This window comes from Streptomyces sp. NPDC028907 (assembly GCF_055564995.1).
Window position 1 is genome coordinate 832,056 of record NZ_JBVHVE010000001.1, and the last position, 25,959, is coordinate 858,014.

Here is a 25,959-nt window from a genome sequence, read left to right on the forward strand (position 1 = left end):
GAAGGCCGGCCGTCAGGCCGGAATCCCGGCGGCGAGCAGCTCCACGAAGCCGATGTCCTCGTTGGCCACACCGAAGACCTCGGCCCTCAGCAGGGTCCGCTCGGCCCAGGCGCGGTGCGGCTTCACCTCATTCATCTTGTTCGTGTACTGCGACCTCAGTACACCCCCACCGCAGCGCTCCGGCCGCAGGATGTCCTGGGCGTCGCTGAACTCCTCGTGACTGACCACGGACAGCGCGTGCACGGGCAGCACATGGGAGGGGTGGATGCAGGTCTTGCCGAGGAGGCCGTTGGCGTGGTCCATGGTGATCTCGCGCAGCAGTCCGTCCATGGAGTGCTCGATGAGGGCCTCGCGCAGTTCCTCGGCCTGGCCCTCAAGGAAGGGGCTGCGGCGCAGCTGGGGCTTGAACATACGTTCCTGCACCCGGAAGTACTCCCACACCGGCCCGGTCACCGTGAACCCGGTGCCGTCGGCCCTGCCCAGCATGTTCACCACGTCGGCGATCACGGAGGCGACGATCTGGACGTCGTACGCCGTCATGTCCGGGGCCCGCCGCAGGCCGTACGACGAGCAGAAGTCGGTGACCCCGAGGCGCAGCGCCAGCACCCGCTCGCGGTACTTGTCGACCGCGCGGGAGACGCCCTCCAGGGTCTCCACGCGTGACTCCCGGTACATCAGCTCCGGCGACTCCAGCACGGGCATGGCGAACAGCCGCCGCCCGCTCTGCGCCTCGGCGCTCGCGAGGGCCTCCAGGAAGGGCATGCCGCGCTCTTCGGTGAACTTGGGCAGCACGAATCCGGACAGCAGCCGTACGGCGGGGCCGAGCCGCCGTACGAGGTCGGGGATCTGCTCGGGGGTGCGGACCCGCACGAAGAGCAGCGGCGGCGCCACGGCGCCCTGGCGTCCCGCGAGGTCGGTGAACTGCCGGACGAGGTTCTCCTCGCCCTCCGCCACGTCCTCGTCGCCGATGGAGTCCTCCAGGCACAGCACCATCGAGACCACGCCGCGTCCGGTCTGTTTGACGATGTCGTCGGCGAGCCGCGGCCGGGTGGCCGGGCTGTAGAGCGTGGCGCCCAGGGCCGCGGAGAGCAGCCGGGCCGGGGAGTCGGCGGAGAACTCGCACGGCTCCTGGTGGAAGAGGCGCTGGCGCACCTCCGGGGCGATGTGCCCGAAATGACGCATAAAGCTCCCCCGTGGTGACTCAGTGGCCCCTGCGACTGGTTCACAGGTGGCCGGTAATAGTACGTAGATACCCATGTCAGGGGTTCCCGCAGGGCATGAATTTCTGGTAACGCGGACGAACACAGGCGCGCACGGTCCGTCGCACCCCCGCGTTGTCGTGACCAGGACGGAGAGGGCAGGATGACCGTATGACGCACGCGATGTTGAAGGGGTCGAACGTCCCGCTCGAAGCCACGACGGTACGCGCCGTGCTGCGCTGGACGCCCGGGCAGGGGGTCCCGGATGTCGACGCCTCGGCACTCCTCCTCGGCCCCGACGGTCGTGTGCGCTCCGACGAGGACTTCGTCTTCTACAACCAGCCCCGGCACCCCTCCGGGAAGGTCTGGCGACTCGGCAAGAAGCGGGGCGCCGAGGGCCTCACCGACACGATCCAGACAGATCTGGCCGGTGTCGAGTCCGGCGTCGGTCAGATTCTGCTGGTCGCTTCGGCGGACGGCGTCGCCTTCGACCGCGTACGGGATCTGCGCATCGTGCTGTACGACGCCGCGGCCGCCGACGGCGATCCGCTGGCGTACTTCGACATCAAGCCGGAGACGGGCCAGGAGACGGCCCTGATCTGCGGCGAGCTGTACCGGCGCGGCGAGGGCTGGAAGTTCCGCGCGCTGGGCGAGGGCTACTCGGACGGCCTCAAGGGCCTGGCCACGGACTACGGCATCTCGGTGGACGAGTCCGAGGCGATGGACGAGCCCGCCCCGGCTCCCGCGCCGGAGGTCTCCCAGCCCCTCCCACCCGAGCAGCCCACGACCGTGGTCCCACCCCAGCCGTCCTACGGCTACCCCCAACAGCCCCCACCGACCCAGCCGGCCTACGGCTACCCCCAGCCGACCTCCCAGTCGGGCTACGGCTACCCGCCCCCGGTGGCGGCCCCCCACCAGCACGAGGGCTTCCAGCTGCCACCCCAAGGGCCACAGTTCATCGGACGATAGCTGCAACGCCGTAAGGGGCGCGGGAAACTGCGCGACAAGCCACAACAGGCCCGCGACCGCCATCGCACCGGACGACCCGAGCTCTCAGGCGAATCGGCCGAGACCCGGCGTCAGCGCTCCGCCTTGGTCTTGTATCCGCGCCCCCACTGCAGCCCCCACCCGAACAACCGATCCAGCTCGGCCTGAAACCCGTACACGAACTTCACCTCACGCCGAACCCAGATCTCGCCCTTCACGTTCTCGATCATCACCACCGCACAGGACCGAGCCTGCGGATGCCGCTCGTCGAGGCCGATCTCGATCCGGGGCCCGTTGCTCGGATACAGCGTGACGATCGCGTGCGTACGGTCGAACGCCGGCGTCTGGTCGTAGATGTACACAAAGACCAGCAGCCGCTTGATCTCCTCCCGGTGATCAAGGTTGACGTACATGGTCTCCCCGGACGCCGACCCGAACCGGTCGTCCCCGCTGAGCTTCACATACGGCGGCGCGTTGACGTCCCCCAGCAACCCGCCCAGGGGCTGGACGACCCCCTTCGTCCCATCGGCCAGCTCGTACAGGCAGCCGAGGTCGAGGTCCACGTTGACCATGCTCTGGCTGTGCCCCAGCACCTCTGGCGGCCTGAGCGCCTTCAAGGGGTGCCGCAGCAGGCTCTCCCGCTGCGAGCCCCCGATGTCCGACGTCCGCATACGCCACGCCAGGTTGACCCGGAGATGACCGGTCGCCGCCCCCTGCTTGGTGAGCGAGACCCGGTCGTGCCGCTTCGTCAGTTCGATCGAGTTCGATGACGCGCTGCCCGAGTCGAACTCGGCCGCCCGGCCCCGCCAGAGTCCGTCCAAGAAGCCCATGCCGCCCCCATGTCCCACGAAAGACCTGCGTTCACTGGAAAACCCGGCGGGGCGGCCGGACGCCCGGCCGCCCCGCTCAGAGCGTTCCTCCCCCGCAGGGATGTCACACCCCGGACGAGACCTCAGTCTTCTCGTCCGAGGCCTCAGCTTTTCCCTCCGCTGCCGCCAGCGCGCGGTTGCGGCGCACCGAGGACCAGAAGGACCAGCCGATCAGGATGACGCCGATGGAGCCGGTGATGAACTCGTTGATCTCGTACTGGATGGTGACCAGGAGGATCCCGGCGAGGGCGCCGATGGCGTAGTGCGCGCCGTGCTCCAGGTAGACGTAGTCGTCGAGGGTGCCCTCGCGGACCAGGTACACGGTCAGCGAACGGACGTACATCGCGCCGATACCGAGACCCAGGGCCATCAGGACGATGTCGTTGGTGATGGCGAAGGCGCCGATCACGCCGTCGAAGGAGAAGGACGCGTCCAGGACCTCCAGGTAGAGGAACATGAAGAACGCGGCCTTGCCGGCCATGGCGACGGCGGTGCGGGGCTTGCCGGAGCGCTCGGCCTCTTCCTCGGCCTCGTGCTCGCGCTCCTCCTCCTCTTCGAGCTTGTCCTCGAAGAAGCCGGAGAGACCGCCCACGATCAGGTAGGTGATGAGGCCGCCGATACCGGAGAGCAGAACCGTCTCCGCCTTGTCGACGTGTGCGCCGCCGTGCTGGTGGGCGTTGGTCGCGAAGGTCATCGCGCTGATGAGGAGCACGATCAGGGCGATACAGACGGTCAGCATGTCGATCTTGCCGAGCTTGGCCAGCGGGCGCTCCAGCCAGCCCAGCCACTTGATGTCCCGGTCCTCGAAGATGAAGTCCAGGAAGATCATCAGCAGGAACATGCCACCGAACGCGGCGATGGCCGGGTGGGCGTCGGTGACGAGCTGCTGGTACTGGTCCTTGTCGCTGAGGGCGAGGTCGACGGCCTCGATCGGCCCGAGCTGGGCGCTGATGGCGACGATGACGACCGGGAAGACCAGGCGCATGCCGAAGACGGCGATCAGGATGCCGATGGTGAGGAAGATCTTCTGCCAGAAGGCATTCATCTTCTTCAGGATTCCGGCGTTGACCACCGCGTTGTCGAAGGACAGCGAGATCTCGAGGACGGAGAGGATCGCCACGATACCGAGGGCGGTCCACCCCCCGAAGAGGACCGCTGCAACCAGGCCGAGCGCGGTGACCGCGAACGACCAACCGAAGGTTTTCAGAACCACTGGCTACCCAATCCTGTGTGTACGGGGCTCCCCCGCGCCGCACTCGGCTTTACGAACTTTTGAAGCCGAAGTCTAGTTCGGCACCTCTTCGCACCCCTACCCCGGCCCGGCTTTTGCTCATATCGCGTTATGAGACGTTGACTCCGAAGTCGAGTGCGATGCCCCGCAGGCCCGACGCGTAGCCCTGCCCGACCGCGCGGAACTTCCATTCCCCCTGGTAGCGGTAGACCTCGCCGAAGATCATGGCGGTCTCGGTGGAGGCGTCCTCGCTCAGGTCGTAGCGGGCGAGTTCCTGGCCGTCGGCCTGGTTCACCACGCGGATGAAGGCGTTGCTGACCTGGCCGAAGGTCTGGCCGCGCTCGTCGGCCATATGGATCGAGACCGGGAAGACGATCTTGTCGCAGTGGGCCGGCACCTTGGAGAGGTCGATCAGGAGCGACTCGTCGTCGCCATCGCCCTCACCGGTGAGGTTGTCCCCGGTGTGCTCCACCGAGCCGTCCGGGCTCTTGAGCTGGTTGTAGAAGACGAACCACTCATCGCCCAGGACGCGTCCGCCGTTGCACATCAGGGCGCTGGCGTCGAGGTCGAAGGGGGCTCCGGTGGTGGAGCGCGCGTCCCAGCCGAGCCCGATCACCACCTGGGTGAGGTTCGGTGCGGCCTTGGACAGGGAGACGTTTCCTCCCTTGGCGAGCGTGACGCCCATGTGCTGGTCCTCCCCTTTAGGGCCTGTCTTTCGGCTCAGCCCGGGGCCGCGGGGTCTGGCACGCTCACCTGCGCTTGCCAGGCGACGCCGATCGGAGTCGGGCTGATCCGAAAGACAGGCCCTGTGTTGCTTCTTTGGTTGTCCTGCGCATCCGGCGCCGCACCCAAACGAATGCGGCGCCGGACTCAGCCAGTGGTGTCCTGGACGGTCACCCCTCGGATCGAACTCAGACGTTCACACCGAAGTCCTGCGCGATGCCGCGCAGACCCGACGCGTAGCCCTGGCCGATGGCGCGGAACTTCCACTCCGCGCCGTGCCGGTACAGCTCGCCGAAGACCATCGCGGTCTCGGTGGACGCGTCCTCCGAGAGGTCGTAGCGCGCGATCTCGGCGCCGCCGGCCTGGTTGACGACGCGGATGAACGCGTTGCGCACCTGGCCGAAGGACTGCTGGCGGTTCTCGGCGTCGTAGATCGAGACCGGGAAGACGATCTTCTCCACGTCGGCCGGGACGCCCGCGAGGTTGATCTTGATCTGCTCGTCGTCGCCCTCGCCCTCACCGGTGAGGTTGTCGCCGGTGTGCTCGACCGAGCCGTCGGCGCTCTTGAGGTTGTTGAAGAAGACGAAGTTCGCGTCGCTGCCGACCTTGCCTTCCGGGTTCAGCAGCAGCGCGCTGGCGTCCAGGTCGAAGTCGGTGCCGGTCGTGGTGCGGATGTCCCACCCCAGACCGACGATGACCGCAGTGAGGCCCGGGGCCTCCTTGCTCAGTGATACGTTGCCGCCCTTGCTGAGGCTGACTCCCACGAGTCCTCCATTGGTTTCCAGGGGCGGGGAGCCCCGCCGTACGTTTGATATCGGATCAACGAGTCGATCCTAGTAACGGGTTCCCGTGGCTCGCATGCCTTGGTACCGAAGAATCAGAGGGTGTCGAGCGCCTTGACGTACTCGTTCAGGTCGCGCGCGTCCGGCAGGGCGTTGGCGACCGTCCAGCGGACGACGCCCTCCTTGTCGATGACGAAGGTGCCGCGCACCGCGCAGCCCTTGTCCTCGGCGAAGACGCCGTAGGCGCGGCTGACCTCGCCGTGCGGCCAGAAGTCGCTGAGCAGCGGGTACTCCAGGCCCTCCTGCTCGGCGAAGACGCGCAGGGTGTGGATGGAGTCGTTGGAGACGGCGAGCACCTGGGTGTCGCGGTCGGAGAACTGCGGCAGGTTGTCGCGCACCTCGCACAGCTCGCCGGTGCACACGCCGGTGAAGGCGAAGGGGTAGAAGAGCAGGACGACGTTCTTGGAACCGCGGAAGTCGGAGAGCTTCACGGTCGCGCCGTGGTTGTCCTTGAGCTCGAAGTCGGGGGCCTTGTCGCCGACCTGGATCGCCATCGTCGTGGATGTCCCTTCGTGGGTCTGTTCGGGTGGAACCCACCCTACGCAGCGATCACCGGGGGCCGTGCGGCAGCCGGGGTGCGGGACGCGAAATGCCGGGCCGGGCTTCTCAGCCCGGCCCGGCACACTCAGCCCGTCCGGCGTTTGAGGACGAGGCCCGTTCAGGGCCGATACGGGGGTCTGGGGGCGCGGCCCCCAGGGACGGCCACCCCAGCGGACGGCGGCCTCTCAGCCGACGGCCACTTTCGAACCGCTACTTCTTGGACTTCGCGGCCTTGGGCGTCACCAGCCGACTGCCGCTCCAGTCCTTGCCGACGCTGACACTCTTGGACGCCGACAGACCCGCCGTGGTCGCGGCTTCAGAGATGTCGCTCGGCTCCACGTAGCCGTCACGGCCGGTCTTCGGCGTCAGCAACAGGATCGCGCCGCCCTCTTCGATGTACGTGGTGGCGTCCACCAGCGCATCCGTCAGGTCGCCGTCCTCGTCGCGGAACCACAGCACCGCGGCATCGGCAACGTCGTCGTAGTCCTCGTCCACGAGTTCTGTGCCGGTGACTGACTCAATGGCCTCGCGGAGTTCCTGGTCTACGTCGTCGTCGTAGCCGATCTCCTGGACCACCTGCTCGGGCTGGAACCCCAGCCTCTCGGCAAGGGTCCGCTCCTCCGCGTGGTCCGCGGTCGCGCTCACGGGTTGCCTCCTGATCATGTCTTGGGAAATAACTCAGCCACGCGCGTGCGCGAAGCATTGGCCGTAGTCCACACGGGCGGGGCGGATCGCGCAAGTACCCGGCCGTTCAGACCGCCGAAACGGTGACGATCGTGAACGTGTCACCGCAACTCCAGGCACGCCCTCATCGTCTCAGGGTGACGCGCACCACACCAATCTGCCCCCTTTGTGCGTTTGGGAACCATCCGTTACGGCTCCACCGTTGCCCAGGAAACGGTTACCTCACAGTAGAGATGACGTTTGGCCCCCCGAGGTACACGATGGGGAGCGGTGCAGACGCCCAGAAACCCCCGAAACACAGCCCTCTGACAGGTAAGGACCAGCGTGGCTTCCGGATCCGATCGCAACCCGATCATCATTGGCGGCCTTCCGAGTCAGGTTCCTGACTTCGATCCCGAGGAAACCCAGGAGTGGCTCGACTCCCTCGACGCCGCCGTGGACGAGCGCGGCCGGGAGCGGGCCCGCTATCTGATGCTGCGGCTGATCGAACGGGCCCGCGAGAAGCGTGTCGCCGTGCCCGAGATGCGCAGCACGGACTACGTCAACACGATCGCCACCAAGGACGAGCCGTTCTTCCCGGGCAACGAGGAGATCGAGCGCAAGATCCTCAACGCGACCCGGTGGAACGCCGCGGTGATGGTGTCCAGGGCGCAGCGTCCCGGCATCGGCGTCGGCGGTCACATCGCCACCTTCGCGTCCTCCGCCTCGCTCTACGACGTGGGCTTCAACCACTTCTTCCGGGGCAAGGACGAGGGCGACGGCGGCGACCAGGTCTTCTTCCAGGGTCACGCCTCGCCGGGCATCTACGCCCGCGCCTTCCTGCTGGACCGCCTCAGCGAGCAGAACCTGGACGCGTTCCGCCAGGAGAAGTCGAAGGCGCGGTACGGCCTGTCGAGTTACCCGCACCCCCGGTCGATGCCGGACTTCTGGGAGTTCCCGACGGTGTCGATGGGCCTCGGCCCGATCGGCGCGATCTACCAGGCCCGGATGAACCGCTACATGGAGGCGCGCGACATCGCGGACACCTCCAAGTCGCATGTGTGGGCGTTCCTGGGCGACGGCGAGATGGACGAGCCCGAGTCGCTCGGCCAGCTGTCCATCGCCGCGCGCGAGGGCCTGGACAACCTCACCTTCGTGGTCAACTGCAACCTGCAGCGCCTCGACGGCCCGGTGCGGGGCAACGGCAAGGTCATCCAGGAGCTGGAGTCGATCTTCCGCGGCGCCGGCTGGAACGTCATCAAGCTGATCTGGGACCGCACCTGGGACCCGCTGCTCGCGCAGGACCGCGACGGCGTCCTGGTCAACCGGATGAACACCACGCCGGACGGCCAGTTCCAGACGTACGCCACCGAGACCGGCGCCTACATCCGCGACCACTTCTTCGGCGACGACCAGCGGCTGCGCGCCATGGTCGAGGGCATGACCGACGACCAGATCCTGCACCTGGGCCGCGGCGGTCACGACCACCGGAAGGTCTTCGCGGCGTTCTCGGCGGCCAAGGCGCACAAGGGCCAGCCGACGGTGATCCTCGCCAAGACGATCAAGGGCTGGACGCTGGGTCCCAACTTCGAGGGCCGCAACGCCACGCACCAGATGAAGAAGCTGACGGTCGACGACCTCAAGCGCTTCCGCGACCGGCTGCACCTGCCGATCGCCGACAAGGACCTGGAGAGCGGGGTCCCGCCGTACTACCACCCGGGGCGCGACTCCGAGGAGATCCAGTACATGCACGACCGCCGCAAGGGGCTCGGCGGTTACGTCCCGACGCGTGTCGTGCGCTCGAAGCCGCTGGCGCTGCCGGCGGACAAGACGTACGCGACCGTGAAGAAGGGCTCCGGTAACCAGTCGATCGCGACGACCATGGCCTTTGTGCGGCTCCTCAAGGACCTCATGCGGGACAAGGAGATCGGCAAGCGGTTCGTGCTGATCGCGCCGGACGAGTACCGCACGTTCGGCATGGACTCGTTCTTCCCGAGTGCGAAGATCTACAACCCGCTCGGCCAGCAGTACGAGTCGGTCGACCGCGAGCTGCTGCTGGCGTACAAGGAGTCGCCGCAGGGCCAGATGCTGCACGACGGCATCTCGGAGGCGGGCTGCACCGCCTCGCTGATCGCGGCGGGTTCGGCGTACGCCACGCACGGCGAGCCGCTGATCCCGGTCTACGTCTTCTACTCGATGTTCGGTTTCCAGCGCACCGGCGACCAGTTCTGGCAGATGGCCGACCAGCTGGCGCGCGGTTTCGTGCTGGGCGCGACCGCCGGCCGTACGACGCTGACCGGTGAGGGCCTCCAGCACGCGGACGGCCACTCGCAGCTGCTCGCCTCGACCAACCCGGGCTGCGTCGCCTACGACCCGGCGTACTCGTACGAGATCGCGCACATCGTGCAGGACGGCCTGCGGCGGATGTACGGGGGTTCCGAGGAGCACCCGCACGGCGAGGACGTCTTCTACTACCTCACCGTCTACAACGAGCCGATCCAGCACCCGGCCGAGCCGGAGAACGTCGACGTCGAGGGCATTCTCAAGGGCGTGTACCGGCTGAGCGAGGGTGCCTCCGGGTCGATCCCGGCGCAGATCATGGCGTCCGGCGTGGCCGTCCCCTGGGCGGTCGAGGCGCAGCGGATCCTCGCCGAGGAGTGGAACGTGAAGGCCGACGTGTGGTCGGCGACCTCGTGGAACGAGCTGCGGCGTGAGGCCGTGGAGTGCGAGGAGCACAATCTGCTGCACCCGGAGGAGGAGCAGCGGGTGCCGTGGGTGACGCGGAAGCTGAGCGGGGCCGAGGGTCCGTTCGTGGCCGTTTCCGACTGGATGCGGTCGGTGCCGGACCAGATCGCGCGGTGGGTGCCGGGGACGTACCAGTCACTGGGGGCCGACGGCTTCGGCTTCGCCGACACCCGTGGGGCGGCGCGCCGCTTCTTCCACATCGACGCGCAGTCGATCGTGGTGGCGGTGCTGACCGAGCTGGCGAAGGAAGGGAAGGTGGACCGGTCCGTGCTGAAGCAGGCGATCGACCGGTACCAGCTGCTCGACGCGTCGGCCGCGGACCCGGGTGCGGCGGGCGGCGACGCGTAGCCTCCGGCGTCCGTCAACCGCTCGATGGGGTGGTGCGCCCGTGGGTGACCTGCGGGCGCTCCGCCCCTTCACACCCGCGGGGTGTCAGGGGCGGAGCGGGACTCGCTGAACGGGAACATCAGGACGCCGGGTGACGCGGTGTGGTGGCCGTTCACATCGCCCGCTGGGTGTTCCCAGGCGCTAGTACATACCGTTGCCCGGGGTTGCCACACCCGCCAGCCAGACGATCGCCAGCAGGGTGTCGATCGCGCCCAGGACGACGGCGATCAACGCCGGGACGGGGCGGGCTCCTGACCAGGTTCGGTTCATGGCCAGCCAGCCGCAGACGATCGCCACCGGGCCGAGGATGATGCCCAGTACGAAGAATCCGGCGACCGCGCAGACGGCTCCGACGATGCCCAGGGTCGCGCGATCCGGCCCGGTCCGTGACCACGTCCGGCCACGTGAGCGAGGGTGCCTGCGCGTACCGTGTCCGAAGCCCGCCATCGTCAACTCCCTGATTCGGCGTTCGACTTGGCGAGTACCCACGGTGCGCTTCTCATGCCTGCGTGTCCGGGCCGCGGCGCGCTGACCCCCTCCGGCAGCGCGCCGCAGGCCCTGGCTTGACCCACTGTGACCTGCGGCGCATGCCGTACGGGAGGGATCTTCGGGGTTGTCACCCTGATAGGGGAACTGCCCTGTCCCATCCCCCCGTTCGCGTCAGATGTGCGCGGCCCCCGCGCCCGCCTCAGCGTTCTCCCCCCGCTTGGTGAGGAAGGCCACGAAGACCGCGACGACCGCCACGCCCGTGGCGACCAGGGACGCCAGGCTCATGCCCGAGATGAACGTGTCGTGCGCCACGTCCGTGATCTTCGCGGCGACGGCGTCCGGAGTACCCGGGGCCAGCGGCGGTACGCCGACCTGGACCGCCTCGGACGCCTGGGCCTCCTGAGCGGCGGTCAGCGGCGGCAGACCCGCGGAGGTCCAGTTGCCGGCGAGGTCGCTGTCGACCTTGGAGGCCATGACGGCGCCCAGGACTGCCGTACCGAGGCTGCCGCCGATCTGCATCGCGGCCTGCTGGAGGCCGCCGGCCACGCCGGACAGCTCCATCGGCGCGTTGCCGACGATGACCTCCGTGGCGCCGACCATGACCGGCGCAAGGCCGAGGCCGAGCAGGGCGAACCAGATCGACATCACGCCGCTGCCGGTGTCCGTCTGAAGCGTGGACATGCCGTACATGGCGATGGCGGTGAGCGCCATGCCGCCCGCCAGCGGGACCCGCGGGCCGAGCTTGGTGATCATCGCGCCCGCGAGCGGGGAGCCGACGATCATCATGCCGGTGAGGGGGAGCAGGTGCAGACCGGCGTCGATCGGGCTCATGCCGTGGACGTTCTGGAGGTAGAACGTCACGAAGAACAGGCCGCCCATGAACGCGATGGCCATCAGGACCATCAGCACGACACCCGCGGAGAGCGGGATCGAGCGGAAGAGGGCGAGCGGGATGAGGGGTTCCCTGACCTTTGTCTCCCAGAGGGCGAAGAGCGCGAAGCCCACCACCGACCCGGCTATGAACAGCAACGTCTTGCCGTCGCCCCAGCCCCACTCCGGGGCCTTGATGAGTGCCCAGACCAGGCAGAACATCGCGGCCGACAACAGGCCGATGCCCAGGATGTCGAAGGAGCGCGGGGCGTTCTCGGCGCGGTGGTCGAGCAGGATCAGCACACCGAGGACGACGGCGAGGATGCCGACCGGCACGTTGATGAAGAACACCGACTGCCAGTTGACGTGCTCGACGAGGACGCCACCGAGGATCGGGCCGCCGGCGGTGGAGGCGCCGATGACCATGCCCCAGATACCGATGGCCATGTTGAGCTTCTCGGCCGGGAAGGTCGCCCGCAGCAGGCCGAGCGCGGCCGGCATCAGCAGCGCGCCGAACAGGCCCTGGAAGACACGGAAGACGACGACCGAGGCGATGCTGCTGGACAGGCCGATCGCGCCGGAGGCGGCGGCGAAGCCGACGACGCCGATGAGGAACGTCTGGCGGTGGCCGAACCGGTCACCGAGCTTGCCCGCGGTGATCAGGGAGACCGCGAGGGCGAGGAAGTAGCCGTTGGTGATCCACTGCACCTCGGCGAAGGACGCGCTCAGGTCCTTCTGGATGGCCGGGTTGGCGATGGCCACGATGGTGCCGTCGAGGGCCACCATCATGACCCCGACCGCGACGGTGATGAGGGTGAACCAAGGGTGGCCGCGCAGCCCCTTGGCCGGCGTCGCATCCGGCGGGGCTGCCGGCGCCCGGTCCCCCGGCCCCGTCGTCTTGATGGTGGTCTGACTAGTCATACGTTCGAGGCTAATGACAGCCACTGACAATTGACAAACCGATTCACAAGTCGGTAACTGACACATATGGAAACACTGCGCGAACGCAAGAAGCAGCGCACCCGGGAAGCGCTGCTGCGTACCGCGCTGGAGCTCTTCACCACCGAGGGGTACGAGCGCACCACGGTCGATGACATCGCGGAGGCCGTCGATGTGTCGCAGCGCACGTTCTTCCGTTACTTCGCCGGCAAGGAAGAGGCGGCCCTCGCCCTGATGGAGGTGACGGTCGCGCACTTCCTCCGGTCGGTGCGCGAGCGCCCGCCGCAGGAGGCACCGATGGAGGCGCTGCGGCAGGCGGTGGTGGAGGGCTGGGACACGCTCAACGACGCGATCGAGGCCATCGCGCCGGTCGAGCTGTATCTGCGCATGTGCCGGGTGGTCGAGTCGACGCCCGCCCTGCTCGCCGCCCATCTGCGCCGCTCGGTCGAGGTCGAGGAGGCGATCGCGGCCATCCTCGCCGAGCGCGAGGGGGTCGACATGGACACGGATCCGCGGCCACGGCTGGCGGTGGCCGTCTTCGGCGGCGTGATGCGGCTGACGGAGCGTCAGTGGAGTGTCGGTGAGGACTTCAGCCTCGACGCCATGCGGGCACTGACCGTCTCATATCTCGAACAGATCGGCCCGGCACTCAGCGAGAGCTGGCGAACACGCTGAGGTCACCGGCGTGTTGCCACCACCTTGATCGAAACGTGATACCCATCACTTGGTTAACGCGAGACCCTCCCGTTCTCCTAGTGTGTCCTCCCAGTGACTTCCTTCGACACGTCCCCGCAACTGAACGTCTGGCGCGCTCTGCTCGCACTGGCCGTGGTGTTCGTGATGTTGGCGACCACCGGCTGGACCGCCCTGCGCCACCACCGGACCGCCTCTCCGCTCCAGGCCTCGCTCAGCGCCTGGGAGGACGGCAGCGTCGCCGGACATCGACTGCCGGCCGCGACATCCTCCCCCGCGCGGCTCGCCCGCTTCTTCGCGTCGCTCACAGATATCCAGCGCACGGATCTCGTACGCCGCTATCCGCTGGCGGTCGGCAACATGAACGGCGCTCCGGTCGACCTGCGCTACCGCGCCAACCGCCTCGCCCTCCACGAGGCGCGCGAGGTCGAGCGCAAACGCATGCACGACAAGAAGCTCACGCCCGACGGGCAGCGCGAGGCGGGCCGCCGTATGCATCGCTTCGAGTCGATGATGCGGACGGACCGGAACATCCTCGCCTTCGACCCCGAGGGCTCGGGGCGGGCCGCCGAGGTGTTCGGTGACCTGAGCCGGGCCGAGCGGATCTCGGTCGTCGTCCCCGGTGTCGACACCGACCTGCTCACCTTCCAGCGCACCAGCCGGAAGTACTCCGCGCCGGTCGGCATGGCCCAGTCCCTGTACGCCGCCGAGCGCGCGGCCAGCCCGTCGACGCGTACGGCCGTGATCGCCTGGGCCGACTACACGGCGCCGAGCGGGCTCGGCATCGATTCGGCGACGGCGATGCGGGCCGCGGGCGGGGCCGTGCGGCTGGAGGCACTGGTGCGGGCCCTGCCCGGCGCCTCGCCGGTCTCCCTCTTCTGCCACAGCTACGGCTCGGTGGTGTGCGGGATCGCCGCGCCCTCGCTGCCGGGACGGGTGGCCGACATAGCGGTGGCCGGCAGCCCCGGCATGCGGGTCTCGAAGGCCTCCCATCTGCGCACGTCCGCGCATGTGTGGGCGATGCGGGACGCCGACGACTGGGTGCAGGACGTGCCGTATCTCGAGGTCGGCGGGCTGGGACACGGGGAGGACCCGGTGTCGTCGGTGTTCGGTGCCCGGGTGCTGTCGGCGCGAGAGGCCAAGGGACACGGCGGCTACTTCGAGCCGGGCACGGACAGCGTGGCGAACTTCGCCGAGATCGGGGTTGGCGCGTACCGCTCGGTGCGGTGCGCAGACGATGCCGAGGCCTGTCGGGCGGGTTTGTCCGACACGGCGTCGGCCGGACGCGCGTAGAGGCGCAGGAATTGCGGTGTGCGCGGGGTGGCGACGGAGGAGCACGTGCCGCATACGATGAGCCGCATGGGTGACGTACTGGCCGGATTTCATGCCGCCTGGGAGTTCGAGTCCGACTCCGTGCTCATCCGTTACGAACGGGGCATTCGAACACCCAAGCTGTTCCAGGCACTGGGGGAACGCCGAGTGCCTCTTGAGGCGATCGGCGCGGTGACGCTGACGCCGGGAAAGCGCGGAACGGTGGTGCTGCGCCTTGAGCTGCGGCCCGGCGCCGATCCGTTGCTGGAGGCGGCGGCAGGGCAGCTGAAGGAGGGCGGCGATCCGTATCGGCTGGTGCTGCCGGCCGAGCGCGAGACGCTGGCCGAGTACTACGCCGACGAGCTGCGGGCGGAGCTGAAGGAGTCGGGGCCGGCCGAGGAGTTCCTCGTGGGGGCGCCCGAGGTGCCGTTGCAGTTCAAGGCGTACGACGGGAAGGCGTCCTTCGACGGGCAGACGGTGCGGTTCCGCTGGTTCTGGACCGGGGCGTCCTCGGCGAAGTGGAAGGCGGGGGACCAGAGCTTCTCCGTCGGCGAGTTGAGCGGCGTCGAGTGGCGGTCGCCCGAAGTCTTCGAGGGGTACCTGCGGTTGGTCCGACGGGACGGCGTCGACGGGCGGCCCGTGCCCGAGCAGGTCGATCACGATCCGGCGGCGGTGGTGTTCGGGCTGGGGTACGGGCCGGTGCACGAGTCGTTGCCGTTCGCCGCGGCGGTGCTGTCGGCGGTTCGCTCCACGGGGGTGACCGCAGCCGTCCCGGCGGCGGGGGTGCCGCGCCGGGACCCTGCGGATATCGCCGAGCGGATCCGGCACCTCGGGGAGTTGCATCAGGCGGGGTTGGTGACGGATGAGGAGTTCTCCGTCAAGAAGGCCGAGTTGCTGGCGGAGCTTTAGGGCGGAGCGTCTGCCGGGTTCGGTCGGGTGGCGGGTGCGGGTCGTGTGTGGCTGGTCGCGCAGTTCCCCGCGCCCCTAAAAGCCTCTGGCCCGCGGCCGCCGAAAGATCGCTACTCCGCGCCCGCCAAAACCTCTACCCGCGGCCCGCCAAGCATCCACCCCGCGCCCGCCAAAGCCTCAACCATCAGCCCGCCAGGCCTCTGCACCGCGCTCGCCGAAAGCTCTACTCCCTGCCCGCCGACGCGAAGCGCATGTCTGCGTACCTGTCTCCTGCTACCTGTGCTGCGATCGGTTCCAGGAGCTTCATGTCCTCCTCGCCCAGGGCGATTCGGGTCGCGTCTGTGTTCTCCTCCACTCGGGTGGGCTTGCGGGTGCCCGGGATGGGGATGACGGGGAGGCCGTGCAGGGCTGCCTGTTGCTGGACCCAGGCCAGGGCTATCTGGCCCGGGGTGGAGCCGTGGGCCTCGGCGACCGTGCGGATCGGGGTCAGCAGCGCGGCGTTCGTCGTCGCGTTCTCGCCCGTGAAACGGGGCTGTTGGCGGCGGAAGTCACCGGCCGTCAGGTCCTCGGCACTGGCGAAGGATCCGGTCAGGAAGCCCCGGCCCAGCGGGGAGTACGGAACGAGGGCGACACCCAGGTCACGGGCCGTCGGGACCACCCTCGCCTCGATGTCGCGGCTGAACAGCGACCACTCCGACTGCACGGCCGCGATGGGATGGACGGCCTGCGCGGCACGCAGTTCCTCACCCGTCACCTCGCTCAGGCCCAGGTGCTTGACCTTGCCCTCGCGGACCAGGTCGGCCATCACGCCGACGGTCTCCTCGATGGGTATGTTCACGTCCCGGCGGTGCATGTAGTAGAGGTCGATCACGTCGACGTCCAGACGGCGCAGGCTCGCCTCGACGGCCTGGCGGATGTACGGGGCGTCGTTGCGGATGATCCGGCGGGTCGGGTCGTCCGGCGGGATCGCCAGCGCGAACTTCGTGGCGATGACGACCTCGTCCCGGTGCGCCTTGAAGAACGGCGACAGGAACCTCTCGTTCTCCCCCGCCCCGTACGCGTCCGCCGTGTCGTACAGCGTGACGCCCAGTTCCAGCGCGCGTTCCAAGGTCGCCCTGGACGCGTCCGCGTCGGAGGGACCGTACCCGAAGCTCATGCCCATGCAGCCGAGTCCCTGGACGCCGACCTCGGGGCCCGTCGCGCCGAGTCGTGCCGTCGCGATCCTGCTGTCCGTCATCCGGCCTTCTCCACCTTCTCCGTGCTGTTCTGCTCGTACGTCTTGTCCTGCTCGTACAGACGACCCGCGTCCGCGTAGAAACTGATCTTCCGGTCGAGTACGGCCAGCGTGTCCTGGAGCTCGGCGATCCGGGCGAGGACGTCGCGGCGGGTCGTCTCCAGCAGTTCGAAGCGCTCGCCGAACGTGTGGTCGCCCTCGCGCACCAGCTCGGCGTACCGGACCATGTCGGCGACCGGCATGCCGGTGAGGCGCAGCTTGCCGACGAGGTCGAGCCAGTCCAGGTCGCGGTTGCTGTAGCGGCGCTGGCCGGTGTGCGAGCGGTCGATGTGCGGCATGAGGCCGATCCGCTCGTACCAGCGCAGGGTGTGGGCCGTCAGACCGGTGAAGGCGACGACCTCGCTGATCGTGTAGCTGTCCTGGCCCTCCGGCCGCCGGTGCGGATGCGGCGGGGCGGCACAGCTGTCGGTCCTGGTACTCGTGCTCTCCATCACCGTCATGCGCTCAACGCTATGACCTTGGAGTGCGCTCCAAGCAAGCGGAAACGGTAAGAAAAGCATGGGACATGGTGTGATCGTCGGGGCTAGCGTGCGGGCATGAGTCTTGTACGTCGCGCCAGGGCCGAGGACGCGGAGGAGGTGCTGCGTCTGCGCCAGGTGATGATCGACGCAGTGCCCGGCGGAGACAGCTCAACGGACTGGCACACGGACTCCCTGCCGGTGCTGCGGGGGAAGCTGGGCGAGGCGAACGGGGCCTTCGCGGCGTTCGTGGTCGACCACCCGGACCGGCCGGCGGCACTGGCGGCGCTGGTCGTCGGGACGATCGACTACCGGATCGGGAAGGCGGGCAATCCGGGCGGGCTGGCGGGGTACGTCTTCAGCGTCGCCACCGATCCGCAGGCCCGACGTCGGGGGTACGCGCGCGCGTGCATGGACGAACTGCTGCTGTGGTTCCGCGAGCGGGGCGCCGGGCAGGTCATGCTCACCGCGTCCGCGGAGGCCGAGCCGCTCTACGCGTCCCTCGGCTTCGTCCACAAGCCGGACCCCACGATGATCCTGAAGCTCTGAGCCGCTTAGGCTCGTGGGCATGTCCTTGCAGAGCCTCGCGCTGATCGAAGACTGGCCGGTTCCCACCGCTGCGGCGGGTGTCGTACGGGCGGACGGGACCGTCCTCGGCACCCATGGGCCCGTCGGGCAGCGCTTCCCCCTGGCCTCGGTCACCAAGCCGTTGGCCGCCTACGCGGTGCTCGTCGCTTATGAGGAGGGGGCCGTCGAGCTGGACGAGGCGGCCGGCCCCGCGGGGGCGACCGTGCGGCATCTGCTGGCGCATACGTCGGGGCTGGCGTTCGACGAGCATCGGGTGACGGCGCCGCCCGGGGAGCGGCGGCTGTACTCCAACGCCGGGTTCGAGCAGCTCGGGGACCATGTCGCGAAGGCGACGGACATTCCGTTCGCGGAGTATCTGCGGCAGGCGGTCCTGGAGCCGCTGGGGATGACGGCCACGTCGCTGGAGGGCTCCCCGGCGAAGGACGGGGTGTCGACCGTGGAGGATCTGCTGCGGTTCGCGGCGGAGGTGCAGGCGCCGCGACTGCTGGACCCGCGGACGGTCGCCGAGGCGATGACCGTGCAGTACCCGGGGACGAAGGGCGTGCTGCCGGGGTACGGGCATCAGAACCCCAACGACTGGGGGCTCGGCTTCGAGATCCGGGACGGCAAGTCGCCGCACTGGACGGGCGCCTCGTCCTCGCCGCGCACCTTCGGGCACTTCGGGCAGTCGGGGACGTTCCTGTGGATCGACCCCGACGCGGGCGCCGCCTGTGTCGCGCTGACGGACCGGGCGTTCGGGCCGTGGGCGGTCGAGGTGTGGCCGCCGTTCACGGACGCGGTGCGCGCCCAGCTGTAGCCCCGCCCGTGCCGAGGGCCTCGCCGGCCCCCTCGGTGTCGACGTGCGGCAGGATCCTGTCCAGCCACCGGGGCGTCCACCAGGAGTGTCTGCCCGGCAGCGTCAGCACGGCGGGCACCATCAGCAGCCGGACCACCGTGGCGTCGACGACGCCTCGTGCACCCGGGACAGCAGGAAGATCTCGTAGTCCATGCTGAGCCCGAAGATGATGGCGAACATCATCATCGGCACATAGCTCTGATGGGCACCTTGCCGTGCACCCCCAGCGCGGGCCCGCCCCAGCCCCGCTGGGAGACGGCGACCACGACACCGTACGAGGCCGCGATGGACAGGACGTTCAGGACGGCCGCCTTCACGGCGACCAGCAGGCCGCGGAAGACCGTCAGGTCGAGCCCCACCACCACCTGCCGCTACCCGGCCATCTCCCACATCAGCAGCTCGGCCGCGCTCACCCCCACCGCCTCCACCCCCTCGGCACCGGTGATGCGCACCGCGTCCCCGGCGCCCAGCTCTTCCCCGCCGAGCCGCACCGCACCCCGCACGACGTGCACGTACAAATAGGCCCCGTCCGGCACCGCCGTCCGCTCCCCCGCCGCCAGCCGCCGCACATGGAGCATCGTGCCCGCCTCCGGGACGGCGTACGGCGTGGAGTCCGCGATGCCGTGGACGATCTCGTACGCCGGGTCGCCGCCCGGTGCCAGCGGGGCCAGCCAGGTCTGGACGAAGGTCAGGGGCACCTCGGCGTCGTTGCGCTCGACGTGCCGCACGCCACCGGCAGAGCTGAGCCGCTGTACGTCCCCGGGTCCTACCCGCGTCTCGTGCCCCGTCGAGTCCCGATGAGTGAGCTCGCCCTCGACCACCCACGTCACGATCTCGGTGTGGCTGTGCGGGTGCTCGTCGAATCCGGCGCCGGGTTCGAGGTGCTCCTCGTTGCAGGCGATCATCGCGCCGAAGCGGAGGTTGTCGGGGTCGTAGTGCGGTCCGAAGGAGAAGGCGTGGCGCGACGAGATCCCCGCTGCCGGGTCCCCTCCGGGGTAGCGCTCCGCGGCGCGCCGTACATCGATCACGGCCCCACGGTATCCCTGCCGGGCCGCACAGCCGGACCCTGACGCCGACGCCCTCCACCCTTTTCCCTCGCCCCCGCCGCCCCTACCCGTCCCATCCCCAGGGGCTCCGCCCCTTCGACCCCGCCAAGGGGCTCCGCCCCCTGGACCCCCATCGGCCTGAACGGCCTCGTCCTCAAACGCCGGACGGGCTGGGGGGGGACGGCCCTGTTCTCGGACGCCGGGCAAGCTGAGGGTCACTGGACCGGCAAAGCCACCTGCGGGTGGCTGGGGCTTGGGACGGGCTTGTTCTCGGACGTCGGACGGGCTGGGGGTGCCCAGCCCGGCGTCGGAAGTGGTCGCGCCCGACGTAGGGCAGCCCCCTGCGGGGGGGATGGGGTCCAGGGATGACAGTGCCCCGCCCTCGAACGCTGGGCGGGCTGGGGGCGCGCCCCGTTTCCGCCATGGTGCCGGGTAAGAGCCCACCAACCTCCGCTGTCCCCACGACACCGGCCGCGAAGAGAGCCGTAGGGGCGCGCCGGTGTCGAGAGGGCGAACGCGCGCAGGCCCGAAGGGTCGAGCACGATCGCCCTCTCGACACCGGCACAAGGCGCCCCGTAGGCGAACGAAGCAAGAAATTCAGCACCCCACCCCCAAAGGCACAACACAGCCCACCGAGCCACACAACCCCCCAACCACAACCCCCTCCGACACCCACCCCCGTCCCGATAAGGCAGTCTTGTCCCCGTGCCCGAACCCGTAGCCCGTAAGTCCGAACCCGCCGCGCACGACGTCCACCCGCACTCCGCGACCTTGAAGCGGCTCGAGAAGTCCTCCGGTTCGCTGGCCGCGCAGGCCATCGCGCGGATGGACGAGACGTTGCCGTGGTACCGGGCCATGCCCCCGGAGAACCGTTCCTGGATCGGTCTGGTCGCCCAGGCCGGTATCGCCGCCTTCACCGAGTGGTTCCGGCGTCCCGACGCGCCCCAGGCGATCTCCACCGATGTCTTCGGGACCGCGCCTCGTGAGCTGACCCGTGCCATCACGCTCCGCCAGACCGTGGAGATGGTGCGCACCACCATCGAGGTGATGGAGTCGGCCATCGACGAGGTCGCCGCCCCCGGCGACGAGAGCGTCCTGCGCGAGGCCCTGCTGGTCTACGCCCGTGAGATCGCCTTCGCCACCGCCCAGGTGTACGCCCAGGCCGCGGAGGCACGCGGTGCCTGGGACGCCCGCCTGGAGTCGCTCGTGGTCAACGCCGTGCTCAGCGGCGAGGCCGACGAGGGGGCGGTGAGCAGGGCTGCCGCGCTCGGGTGGAACTCCCCCGAGCACGTCTGTGTCGTTCTCGGTACGGCGCCCGACGGGGACAGCGAGCTGACCGTGGAGGCCATCAGGCGGGCCGCCCGGCACGCCAAGCTCCAGGTGCTGACCGGGGTGCTCGGGGACCGGCTGGTCGTGATCGCGGGCGGCAGCGACAATCCGATCGCCGTCGCCAAGTCGCTGATCGGGCCGTATGCGGCCGGGCCGGTCGTGGCGGGGCCCGTCGTACCCGATCTGCTGGCCGCGACCCGGTCCGCGCAGGCCGCGGCCGCCGGGCTGAAGGCGTGTTCGGCCTGGCAGGACGCGCCGCGGCCGGTGCTGGCGGACGATCTGCTGCCGGAGCGTGCCATCGCCGGGGATCCCAGTGCGCGTGAGCAGTTGGTGGAGGAGATCTACAGACCGCTGGAGGAGGCCGGGTCGGCTCTGCTGGAGACGCTCTCGGTCTATCTGGAGCAGGCGAGCAGCCTGGAGGGGGCCGCACGGATGCTCTTCGTGCATCCCAACACCGTGCGCTACCGGCTTCGACGTGTGACTGACGTCACCGGCTGGTCGCCTTCCGATGTACGCTCCGCGTTCACTCTGCGGATCGCGCTGATCCTGGGGCGTCTGGTCGACGGCGATCTTCAGCTCTAGGGTTTTGTCGGGGGCCCACAAAACCCCCTCGTGTTCTTCGTCCTTGTCCCCACGGGCGGCCGTGCCCGTCCCCAAGAGAGAGTGTGAGAGTGCTCGTACTCGTCGCTCCCGGCCAGGGCGCCCAGACGCCCGGCTTCCTGACTCCCTGGCTCGAACTCCCCGGTGCCGCGGACCGCGTCGCCGCGTGGTCCGACGCCATCGGACTGGACCTCGTCCACTACGGCACGCAGGCCGACGCCGACGCCATCCGGGACACCTCGGTGGCGCAGCCGCTGCTGGTCGCGGCCGGCATCCTGTCCGCCGCGGCACTGGGTGCCTACCCGTTTGCCGCTGACGCGGCGGGCGCGCCCGGGGCCGTCGCCGGCCACAGCGTCGGTGAGATCACCGCTGCCGCCTACTCGGGCGTCCTCGACGACACCGCCGCGCTGACCCTCGTACGCAAGCGGGGTCTGGCCATGGCCGAGGCCGCCGCGATCACGGAGACCGGTATGTCGGCGCTGCTCGGCGGCGACCCGGACACCTCGGTCGCGCACCTGGAGAAGCTCGGCCTGACCCCGGCGAACATCAACGGCGCCGGTCAGATCGTGGCCGCGGGCACGATGGAGCAGCTCGCCGCGCTGAACGAGGACAAGCCCGAGGGGGTGCGCAAGGTCGTCCCGCTGAAGGTCGCGGGCGCGTTCCACACGCACCACATGGGCCCCGCGGTCGAGAAGCTGGCCGAGGCCGCCAAGGAGCTCGTGCCCGCCGATCCGAAGGTCACCTACGTCTCCAACAAGGACGGCCGGGCGGTCGCCGCCGGCGCGGAGGTGCTGGAGCGTCTCGTCGGGCAGGTCGCCAACCCGGTCCGCTGGGACCTGTGCATGGAGACCTTCAAGGAGCTCGGCGTCACCGCCCTGATCGAGGCGTGCCCGGGCGGCACGCTGACCGGTCTGGCCAAGCGCGCACTGCCGGGTGTGACGACCCTGGCGCTCAAGACCCCCGACGACCTGGACGCTGCTCGCGAGCTCATCGCAGAGCACAGCGCCTGACAAGGAGCCCGAGCATGGCGAAGCTGAAGCCCAGCAAGGGCGCCCCGTACGCGCGCATCCTCGGCGTCGGCGGGTACCGCCCGACCCGGGTCGTGCCGAACGAGGTGATCCTGGAGAAGATCGACTCGTCCGACGAGTGGATCCGCTCGCGCTCCGGTATCGAGACGCGGCACTGGGCGAACGACGAGGAGACCGTCGCCGCGATGTCGATCGAGGCGTCCGGCAAGGCCATCGCCGACGCCGGGATCTCCGCCGAGCAGATCGGCGGCGTGATCGTCTCGACCGTGTCGAACTTCCGGCAGACCCCGGCCGTCGCCACCGAGATCGCCGACAAGCTCGGCACGAACAAGGCCGCGGCCTTCGACATCTCGGCCGGCTGCGCGGGCTTCGGCTACGGTCTGACCCTCGCCAAGGGCATGATCGTCGAGGGCAGCGCCGAGTATGTTCTCGTGATCGGTGTGGAGCGGCTGTCCGACCTCACCGACCTGGAGGACCGGGCCACGGCGTTCCTGTTCGGCGACGGCGCCGGCGCGGTCGTGGTCGGCCCCTCGCAGGAGCCGCACATCGGTCCGACGGTGTGGGGTTCCGAGGGCGACAAGTCCGAGACGATCAAGCAGACGGTGCCGTGGGACCAGTTCCGGATCGGCGATGTCTCCAAGCTCCCGCTGGACAGCGAGGGAAACGTCAAGTTCCCCGCGATCACGCAGGAGGGCCAGGCGGTGTTCCGCTGGGCCGTGTTCGAGATGGCGAAGGTCGCCCAGCAGGCGCTGGACGCGGCCGGGATCACCGCGGACGACCTGGACGTCTTCATTCCGCACCAGGCCAACGAGCGGATCATCGACTCGATGGTGAAGACACTGAAGCTGCCGGAGCACGTCACGGTCGCCCGCGATGTGCGCACCACCGGCAACACCTCGGCCGCCTCGATCCCGCTCGCGATGGAGCGGCTCCTGGCGACCGGCGAGGCGAAGAGCGGCGACACCGCGCTAGTCATCGGATTCGGGGCGGGTCTCGTATACGCCGCGACGGTCGTTACTCTCCCCTAGGCACTCCGTGCCGGATCTTGTGAGCCGGTACGGGAACCGCACCACCCGTCGCTGCCGCGGCGGAAGCGAAAACTCGCTGAACAACCTGAACAACAACGAAGGAGCGCCAAGATGGCCGCCACTCAGGAAGAGATCGTCGCCGGTCTCGCCGACATCGTGAACGAGATCGCCGGCATCCCGGTTGAGGACGTCCAGCTGGACAAGTCCTTCACCGACGACCTGGACGTCGACTCGCTGTCCATGGTCGAGGTCGTCGTCGCCGCCGAAGAGCGCTTCGACGTGAAGATCCCGGACGAGGACGTCAAGAACCTCAAGACCGTGGGCGACGCGACCGACTACATCCTCAAGCACCAGGGCTGATCTTCCGATCACGCTTCTGGGCTGACTGCCCCGCCACCCGGCGGTGGCGCCGCTGAATCCCCATTCCTTGGAGAAAGAATTCCCGTGAGCCCGACCAATCGCACCGTGGTCGTCACCGGTATCGGCGCAACCACACCGCTGGGTGGCGACGCAGCCTCTACCTGGGAGGGCCTGATCGCCGGCAAGTCCGGCGTCAAGCCCCTGGAGCAGGAGTGGGCCGCCGACCAGGCGGTCCGTATCGCCGCGCCGGTCGCCGTGGAGCCGACCGAGGTCATCCCGCGGCCGCAGGCCCGCCGCCTGGACCGTTCGGCGCAGTTCGCGCTGATCGCCGCGCAGGAGGCGTGGAAGGACGCCGGGTTCGAGGCCAAGGCCGGTGAGGACCCGAACATCGACCCCGACCGCCTCGGCGCGGTCGTCGCCTCCGGCATCGGCGGCGTGACGACCCTGCTCGACCAGTACGACGTGCTGAAGGAGAAGGGCGTCCGCCGCGTCTCCCCGCACACCGTCCCCATGCTGATGCCGAACGGCCCCTCCGCCAACGTGGGCCTGCTCGTGGGCGCCCGTGCGGGCGTGCACACGCCGGTCTCCGCCTGCGCGTCGGGCGCCGAGGCCATCGGCTACGCCATCGAGATGATCCGCACCGGCCGCGCCGACGTCGTCGTCGCGGGTGGCACGGAGGCGGCGATCCACCCGCTGCCGATCGCCGCGTTCGGCAACATGATGGCGATGTCCAAGAACAACGACGACCCGCAGGGCGCGTCGCGTCCCTACGACGTCGCCCGCGACGGCTTCGTCCTCGGTGAGGGCGCCGGCGTGATCGTCCTTGAGTCCGCCGAGCACGCCGCCAGGCGCGGGGCCCGGGTGTACGCGGAGGCGGTCGGGCAGGGCATCTCCGCCGACGCGCACGACATCGTGCAGCCCGAGCCCGAGGGCCGCGGTATCTCGCAGGCCCTGCAGAACCTGCTGGACCGCAACGACCTGGACCCGGCGGAGATCGTGCACGTCAACGCGCACGCGACGTCGACGCCTGCCGGTGACATCGCCGAGCTGAAGGCGCTGCGGAAGGTGTTCGGTGACGACGCCGACCACATGGCCGTCTCGGCCACCAAGTCGATGACGGGGCATCTGCTGGGTGGTGCGGGTGGTGTCGAGACGGTCGCGACGGTGCTCGCGCTGTACCACCGGGTGGCTCCGCCGACCATCAATGTCGAGAACCTCGACCCGGAGGCCGAGGCGAATGCCGACGTCATCCGTGGGGAGGCGCGGAAGTTGCCGGTCGAGGGGCGGATCGCCGCGCTGAACGACTCGTTCGGGTTCGGTGGCCACAACGTGGTGCTGGCGTTCAGGACGATCTGAGCCACGTCCATACGTACGTGAAGGGGCCCCACCTTTCGAGGTGGGGCCCCTTCACGTGTCCAAGCCTCAGACCACCTGGTGCAACCAGCGCACCGGCGCGCCCTCACCGGCATACCTGAACGGCTCCAACTCGTCGTCCCACGGCTTCCCGAGCAGCTTGGCGATCTCTGCCTCCAGGTCGGTCTCGCCACGCTGGGAGCGGGTCAGGGCCGCGCGCAGGCGGTCCTCGGGGATGAGGATGTCGCCGTGGATGCCGGTGACGGCGTGGAAGATCCCCAGGTCGGGGGTGCAGCTGTAGCGCTCGCCCTCGGCGGTGGGGCAGGGCTCGGCGGTGACCTCGAAGCGGAGGAGATGCCAACCGCGCAGGGCGGAGGCCAGCTTGGAGGCGGTGCCGGCCTCGGCCTGCCAGGAGAACTCGGAGCGCCAGGTGCCGGGCGCGGCGGGCTGCCGGATCCAGTCGAGGTTGACGCGCGTGCCGAGCACCCCGGCGATGGCCCACTCGACGTGCGGGCACAGCGCGCGCGGCGCGGAGTGCACGTACAGAACTCCACGTGTCGTCACCGGGACCTCCGGGCAGAGCGGACATCTTGCGAACTGGCGGACGATAGTGGCCGGACGGCCACGTTGATGGCGAGGCTAC

The 25,959-nt window shown here is 69.3% G+C and carries 25 protein-coding genes and 1 pseudogene; 12 read left to right on the forward strand and 14 right to left on the reverse strand.

Annotated features, from left to right (window positions below):
- Window positions 1-12: 12 nt before the first annotated feature.
- Entirely contained in the window at window positions 13-1,182 is a 1,170-nt protein-coding gene (locus tag ACZ4UU_RS03700; protein ID WP_468036263.1) for an HpcH/HpaI aldolase/citrate lyase family protein, read from the reverse strand.
- Between the two features lie 188 nt (window positions 1,183-1,370).
- Here ACZ4UU_RS03700 and ACZ4UU_RS03705 point away from each other — a divergent pair, with 188 nt between their 5' ends.
- Window positions 1,371-2,168, forward strand: coding sequence for a TerD family protein (locus ACZ4UU_RS03705; protein WP_468036264.1), 798 nt, complete (start codon window positions 1,371-1,373; stop codon window positions 2,166-2,168).
- A 110-nt stretch (window positions 2,169-2,278) separates the two neighbouring features.
- On the opposite strand, the gene ACZ4UU_RS03710 is transcribed toward ACZ4UU_RS03705, so the two are convergent.
- The 6 genes from ACZ4UU_RS03710 to ACZ4UU_RS03735 all read right to left on the reverse strand — a co-directional run bounded on the left by ACZ4UU_RS03710 (window position 2,279) and on the right by ACZ4UU_RS03735 (window position 7,036).
- A complete protein-coding gene (locus ACZ4UU_RS03710) occupies window positions 2,279-3,016 on the reverse strand; it encodes a TerD family protein (RefSeq protein WP_468036265.1) in 738 nt (245 codons plus the stop codon).
- A gap of 103 nt (window positions 3,017-3,119) precedes the next feature.
- The gene (locus ACZ4UU_RS03715) at window positions 3,120-4,268 is read right to left on the reverse strand and encodes a DUF475 domain-containing protein (protein WP_468036266.1); all 1,149 of its coding nucleotides are present in this window, start codon (window positions 4,266-4,268) and stop codon (window positions 3,120-3,122) included.
- A 127-nt stretch (window positions 4,269-4,395) separates the two neighbouring features.
- A complete protein-coding gene (locus tag ACZ4UU_RS03720; RefSeq protein WP_468036267.1) occupies window positions 4,396-4,971 on the reverse strand; it encodes a TerD family protein in 576 nt (191 codons plus the stop codon).
- Window positions 4,972-5,197: 226 nt separating this feature from the next.
- A complete protein-coding gene (locus ACZ4UU_RS03725) occupies window positions 5,198-5,773 on the reverse strand; it encodes a calcium homeostasis/redox stress adaptation protein (RefSeq protein WP_345010743.1) in 576 nt (191 codons plus the stop codon).
- 113 nt (window positions 5,774-5,886) lie between these two features.
- Window positions 5,887-6,345: a peroxiredoxin gene (locus ACZ4UU_RS03730; protein ID WP_468036268.1), complete on the reverse strand. Its 459-nt coding sequence runs from the start codon at window positions 6,343-6,345 to the stop codon at window positions 5,887-5,889.
- A 256-nt stretch (window positions 6,346-6,601) separates the two neighbouring features.
- The gene (locus ACZ4UU_RS03735) at window positions 6,602-7,036 is read right to left on the reverse strand and encodes a DUF3052 domain-containing protein (protein WP_190068584.1); all 435 of its coding nucleotides are present in this window, start codon (window positions 7,034-7,036) and stop codon (window positions 6,602-6,604) included.
- Window positions 7,037-7,399: 363 nt separating this feature from the next.
- Here ACZ4UU_RS03735 and aceE point away from each other — a divergent pair, with 363 nt between their 5' ends.
- Window positions 7,400-10,147, forward strand: a complete 2,748-nt coding sequence (aceE, locus tag ACZ4UU_RS03740) for a pyruvate dehydrogenase (acetyl-transferring), homodimeric type (protein WP_468036269.1) — start codon at window positions 7,400-7,402, stop codon at window positions 10,145-10,147.
- A 180-nt stretch (window positions 10,148-10,327) separates the two neighbouring features.
- On the opposite strand, the gene ACZ4UU_RS03745 is transcribed toward aceE, so the two are convergent.
- Window positions 10,328-10,633: a small hydrophobic protein gene (locus tag ACZ4UU_RS03745; RefSeq protein WP_468036417.1), complete on the reverse strand. Its 306-nt coding sequence runs from the start codon at window positions 10,631-10,633 to the stop codon at window positions 10,328-10,330.
- A gap of 213 nt (window positions 10,634-10,846) precedes the next feature.
- Window positions 10,847-12,466 carry an MFS transporter gene (locus tag ACZ4UU_RS03750; RefSeq protein WP_468036270.1) on the reverse strand — a complete coding sequence of 540 codons (1,620 nt, stop codon included), beginning with the start codon at window positions 12,464-12,466 and terminating at the stop codon, window positions 10,847-10,849.
- 66 nt (window positions 12,467-12,532) lie between these two features.
- Between ACZ4UU_RS03750 and ACZ4UU_RS03755 the strand changes: the two genes are divergently transcribed.
- The 3 genes from ACZ4UU_RS03755 to ACZ4UU_RS03765 all read left to right on the forward strand — a co-directional run bounded on the left by ACZ4UU_RS03755 (window position 12,533) and on the right by ACZ4UU_RS03765 (window position 15,397).
- The gene (locus ACZ4UU_RS03755; protein WP_468036271.1) at window positions 12,533-13,159 is read left to right on the forward strand and encodes a TetR family transcriptional regulator; all 627 of its coding nucleotides are present in this window, start codon (window positions 12,533-12,535) and stop codon (window positions 13,157-13,159) included.
- 93 nt (window positions 13,160-13,252) lie between these two features.
- Window positions 13,253-14,470 (forward strand): alpha/beta hydrolase, encoded by a 1,218-nt coding sequence (locus tag ACZ4UU_RS03760; RefSeq protein ID WP_468036272.1) that lies wholly within the window; start codon window positions 13,253-13,255, stop codon window positions 14,468-14,470.
- Window positions 14,471-14,527: 57 nt separating this feature from the next.
- A complete protein-coding gene (locus tag ACZ4UU_RS03765; RefSeq protein WP_468036418.1) occupies window positions 14,528-15,397 on the forward strand; it encodes a DUF4429 domain-containing protein in 870 nt (289 codons plus the stop codon).
- Between the two features lie 223 nt (window positions 15,398-15,620).
- Here the strand turns inward: ACZ4UU_RS03765 and ACZ4UU_RS03770 are convergent, their stop codons facing one another.
- Both ACZ4UU_RS03770 and ACZ4UU_RS03775 read right to left on the reverse strand, forming a co-directional pair.
- On the reverse strand, window positions 15,621-16,634 hold the full coding sequence (locus ACZ4UU_RS03770) for an aldo/keto reductase (protein WP_468036273.1): 1,014 nt from the start codon (window positions 16,632-16,634) through the stop codon (window positions 15,621-15,623).
- Window positions 16,631-17,131 carry a MerR family transcriptional regulator gene (locus tag ACZ4UU_RS03775; protein WP_468036274.1) on the reverse strand — a complete coding sequence of 167 codons (501 nt, stop codon included), beginning with the start codon at window positions 17,129-17,131 and terminating at the stop codon, window positions 16,631-16,633. Before ACZ4UU_RS03775 ends, ACZ4UU_RS03770 begins: the two co-directional genes overlap by 4 nt.
- A 96-nt stretch (window positions 17,132-17,227) precedes the next feature.
- Between ACZ4UU_RS03775 and ACZ4UU_RS03780 the strand changes: the two genes are divergently transcribed.
- Both ACZ4UU_RS03780 and ACZ4UU_RS03785 read left to right on the forward strand, forming a co-directional pair.
- Window positions 17,228-17,698, forward strand: a complete 471-nt coding sequence (locus ACZ4UU_RS03780) for a GNAT family N-acetyltransferase (protein ID WP_468036275.1) — start codon at window positions 17,228-17,230, stop codon at window positions 17,696-17,698.
- Between the two features lie 19 nt (window positions 17,699-17,717).
- Window positions 17,718-18,533: a serine hydrolase domain-containing protein gene (locus ACZ4UU_RS03785; protein ID WP_468036276.1), complete on the forward strand. Its 816-nt coding sequence runs from the start codon at window positions 17,718-17,720 to the stop codon at window positions 18,531-18,533.
- On the opposite strand, the pseudogene ACZ4UU_RS03790 reads toward ACZ4UU_RS03785, so the two are convergent.
- Window positions 18,505-18,919: pseudogene (locus ACZ4UU_RS03790) on the reverse strand (MMPL family transporter); the annotation flags it as partial. The gene ACZ4UU_RS03785 and the pseudogene ACZ4UU_RS03790 sit on opposite strands and share 29 nt — an antisense overlap.
- A 24-nt stretch (window positions 18,920-18,943) precedes the next feature.
- The gene (locus ACZ4UU_RS03795; protein WP_468036419.1) at window positions 18,944-19,597 is read right to left on the reverse strand and encodes a pirin family protein; all 654 of its coding nucleotides are present in this window, start codon (window positions 19,595-19,597) and stop codon (window positions 18,944-18,946) included.
- A gap of 726 nt (window positions 19,598-20,323) precedes the next feature.
- Here ACZ4UU_RS03795 and fasR point away from each other — a divergent pair.
- From fasR to fabF, 5 genes are all read left to right on the forward strand, one after another.
- Window positions 20,324-21,529: a fatty acid biosynthesis transcriptional regulator FasR gene (fasR, locus tag ACZ4UU_RS03800; RefSeq protein ID WP_468036277.1), complete on the forward strand. Its 1,206-nt coding sequence runs from the start codon at window positions 20,324-20,326 to the stop codon at window positions 21,527-21,529.
- Window positions 21,530-21,618: 89 nt separating this feature from the next.
- The gene (locus ACZ4UU_RS03805) at window positions 21,619-22,557 is read left to right on the forward strand and encodes an ACP S-malonyltransferase (RefSeq protein WP_468036278.1); all 939 of its coding nucleotides are present in this window, start codon (window positions 21,619-21,621) and stop codon (window positions 22,555-22,557) included.
- 14 nt (window positions 22,558-22,571) lie between these two features.
- Window positions 22,572-23,603, forward strand: coding sequence for a beta-ketoacyl-ACP synthase 3 (locus ACZ4UU_RS03810; RefSeq protein ID WP_468036279.1), 1,032 nt, complete (start codon window positions 22,572-22,574; stop codon window positions 23,601-23,603).
- 111 nt (window positions 23,604-23,714) lie between these two features.
- A complete protein-coding gene (locus tag ACZ4UU_RS03815; RefSeq protein WP_004001566.1) occupies window positions 23,715-23,963 on the forward strand; it encodes an acyl carrier protein in 249 nt (82 codons plus the stop codon).
- 84 nt (window positions 23,964-24,047) lie between these two features.
- Window positions 24,048-25,319 carry a beta-ketoacyl-ACP synthase II gene (gene fabF, locus ACZ4UU_RS03820; RefSeq protein WP_468036280.1) on the forward strand — a complete coding sequence of 424 codons (1,272 nt, stop codon included), beginning with the start codon at window positions 24,048-24,050 and terminating at the stop codon, window positions 25,317-25,319.
- A gap of 66 nt (window positions 25,320-25,385) precedes the next feature.
- On the opposite strand, the gene ACZ4UU_RS03825 is transcribed toward fabF, so the two are convergent.
- On the reverse strand, window positions 25,386-25,880 hold the full coding sequence (locus ACZ4UU_RS03825) for a DUF3145 domain-containing protein (RefSeq protein ID WP_468036281.1): 495 nt from the start codon (window positions 25,878-25,880) through the stop codon (window positions 25,386-25,388).
- Window positions 25,881-25,959: the final 79 nt, after the last annotated feature.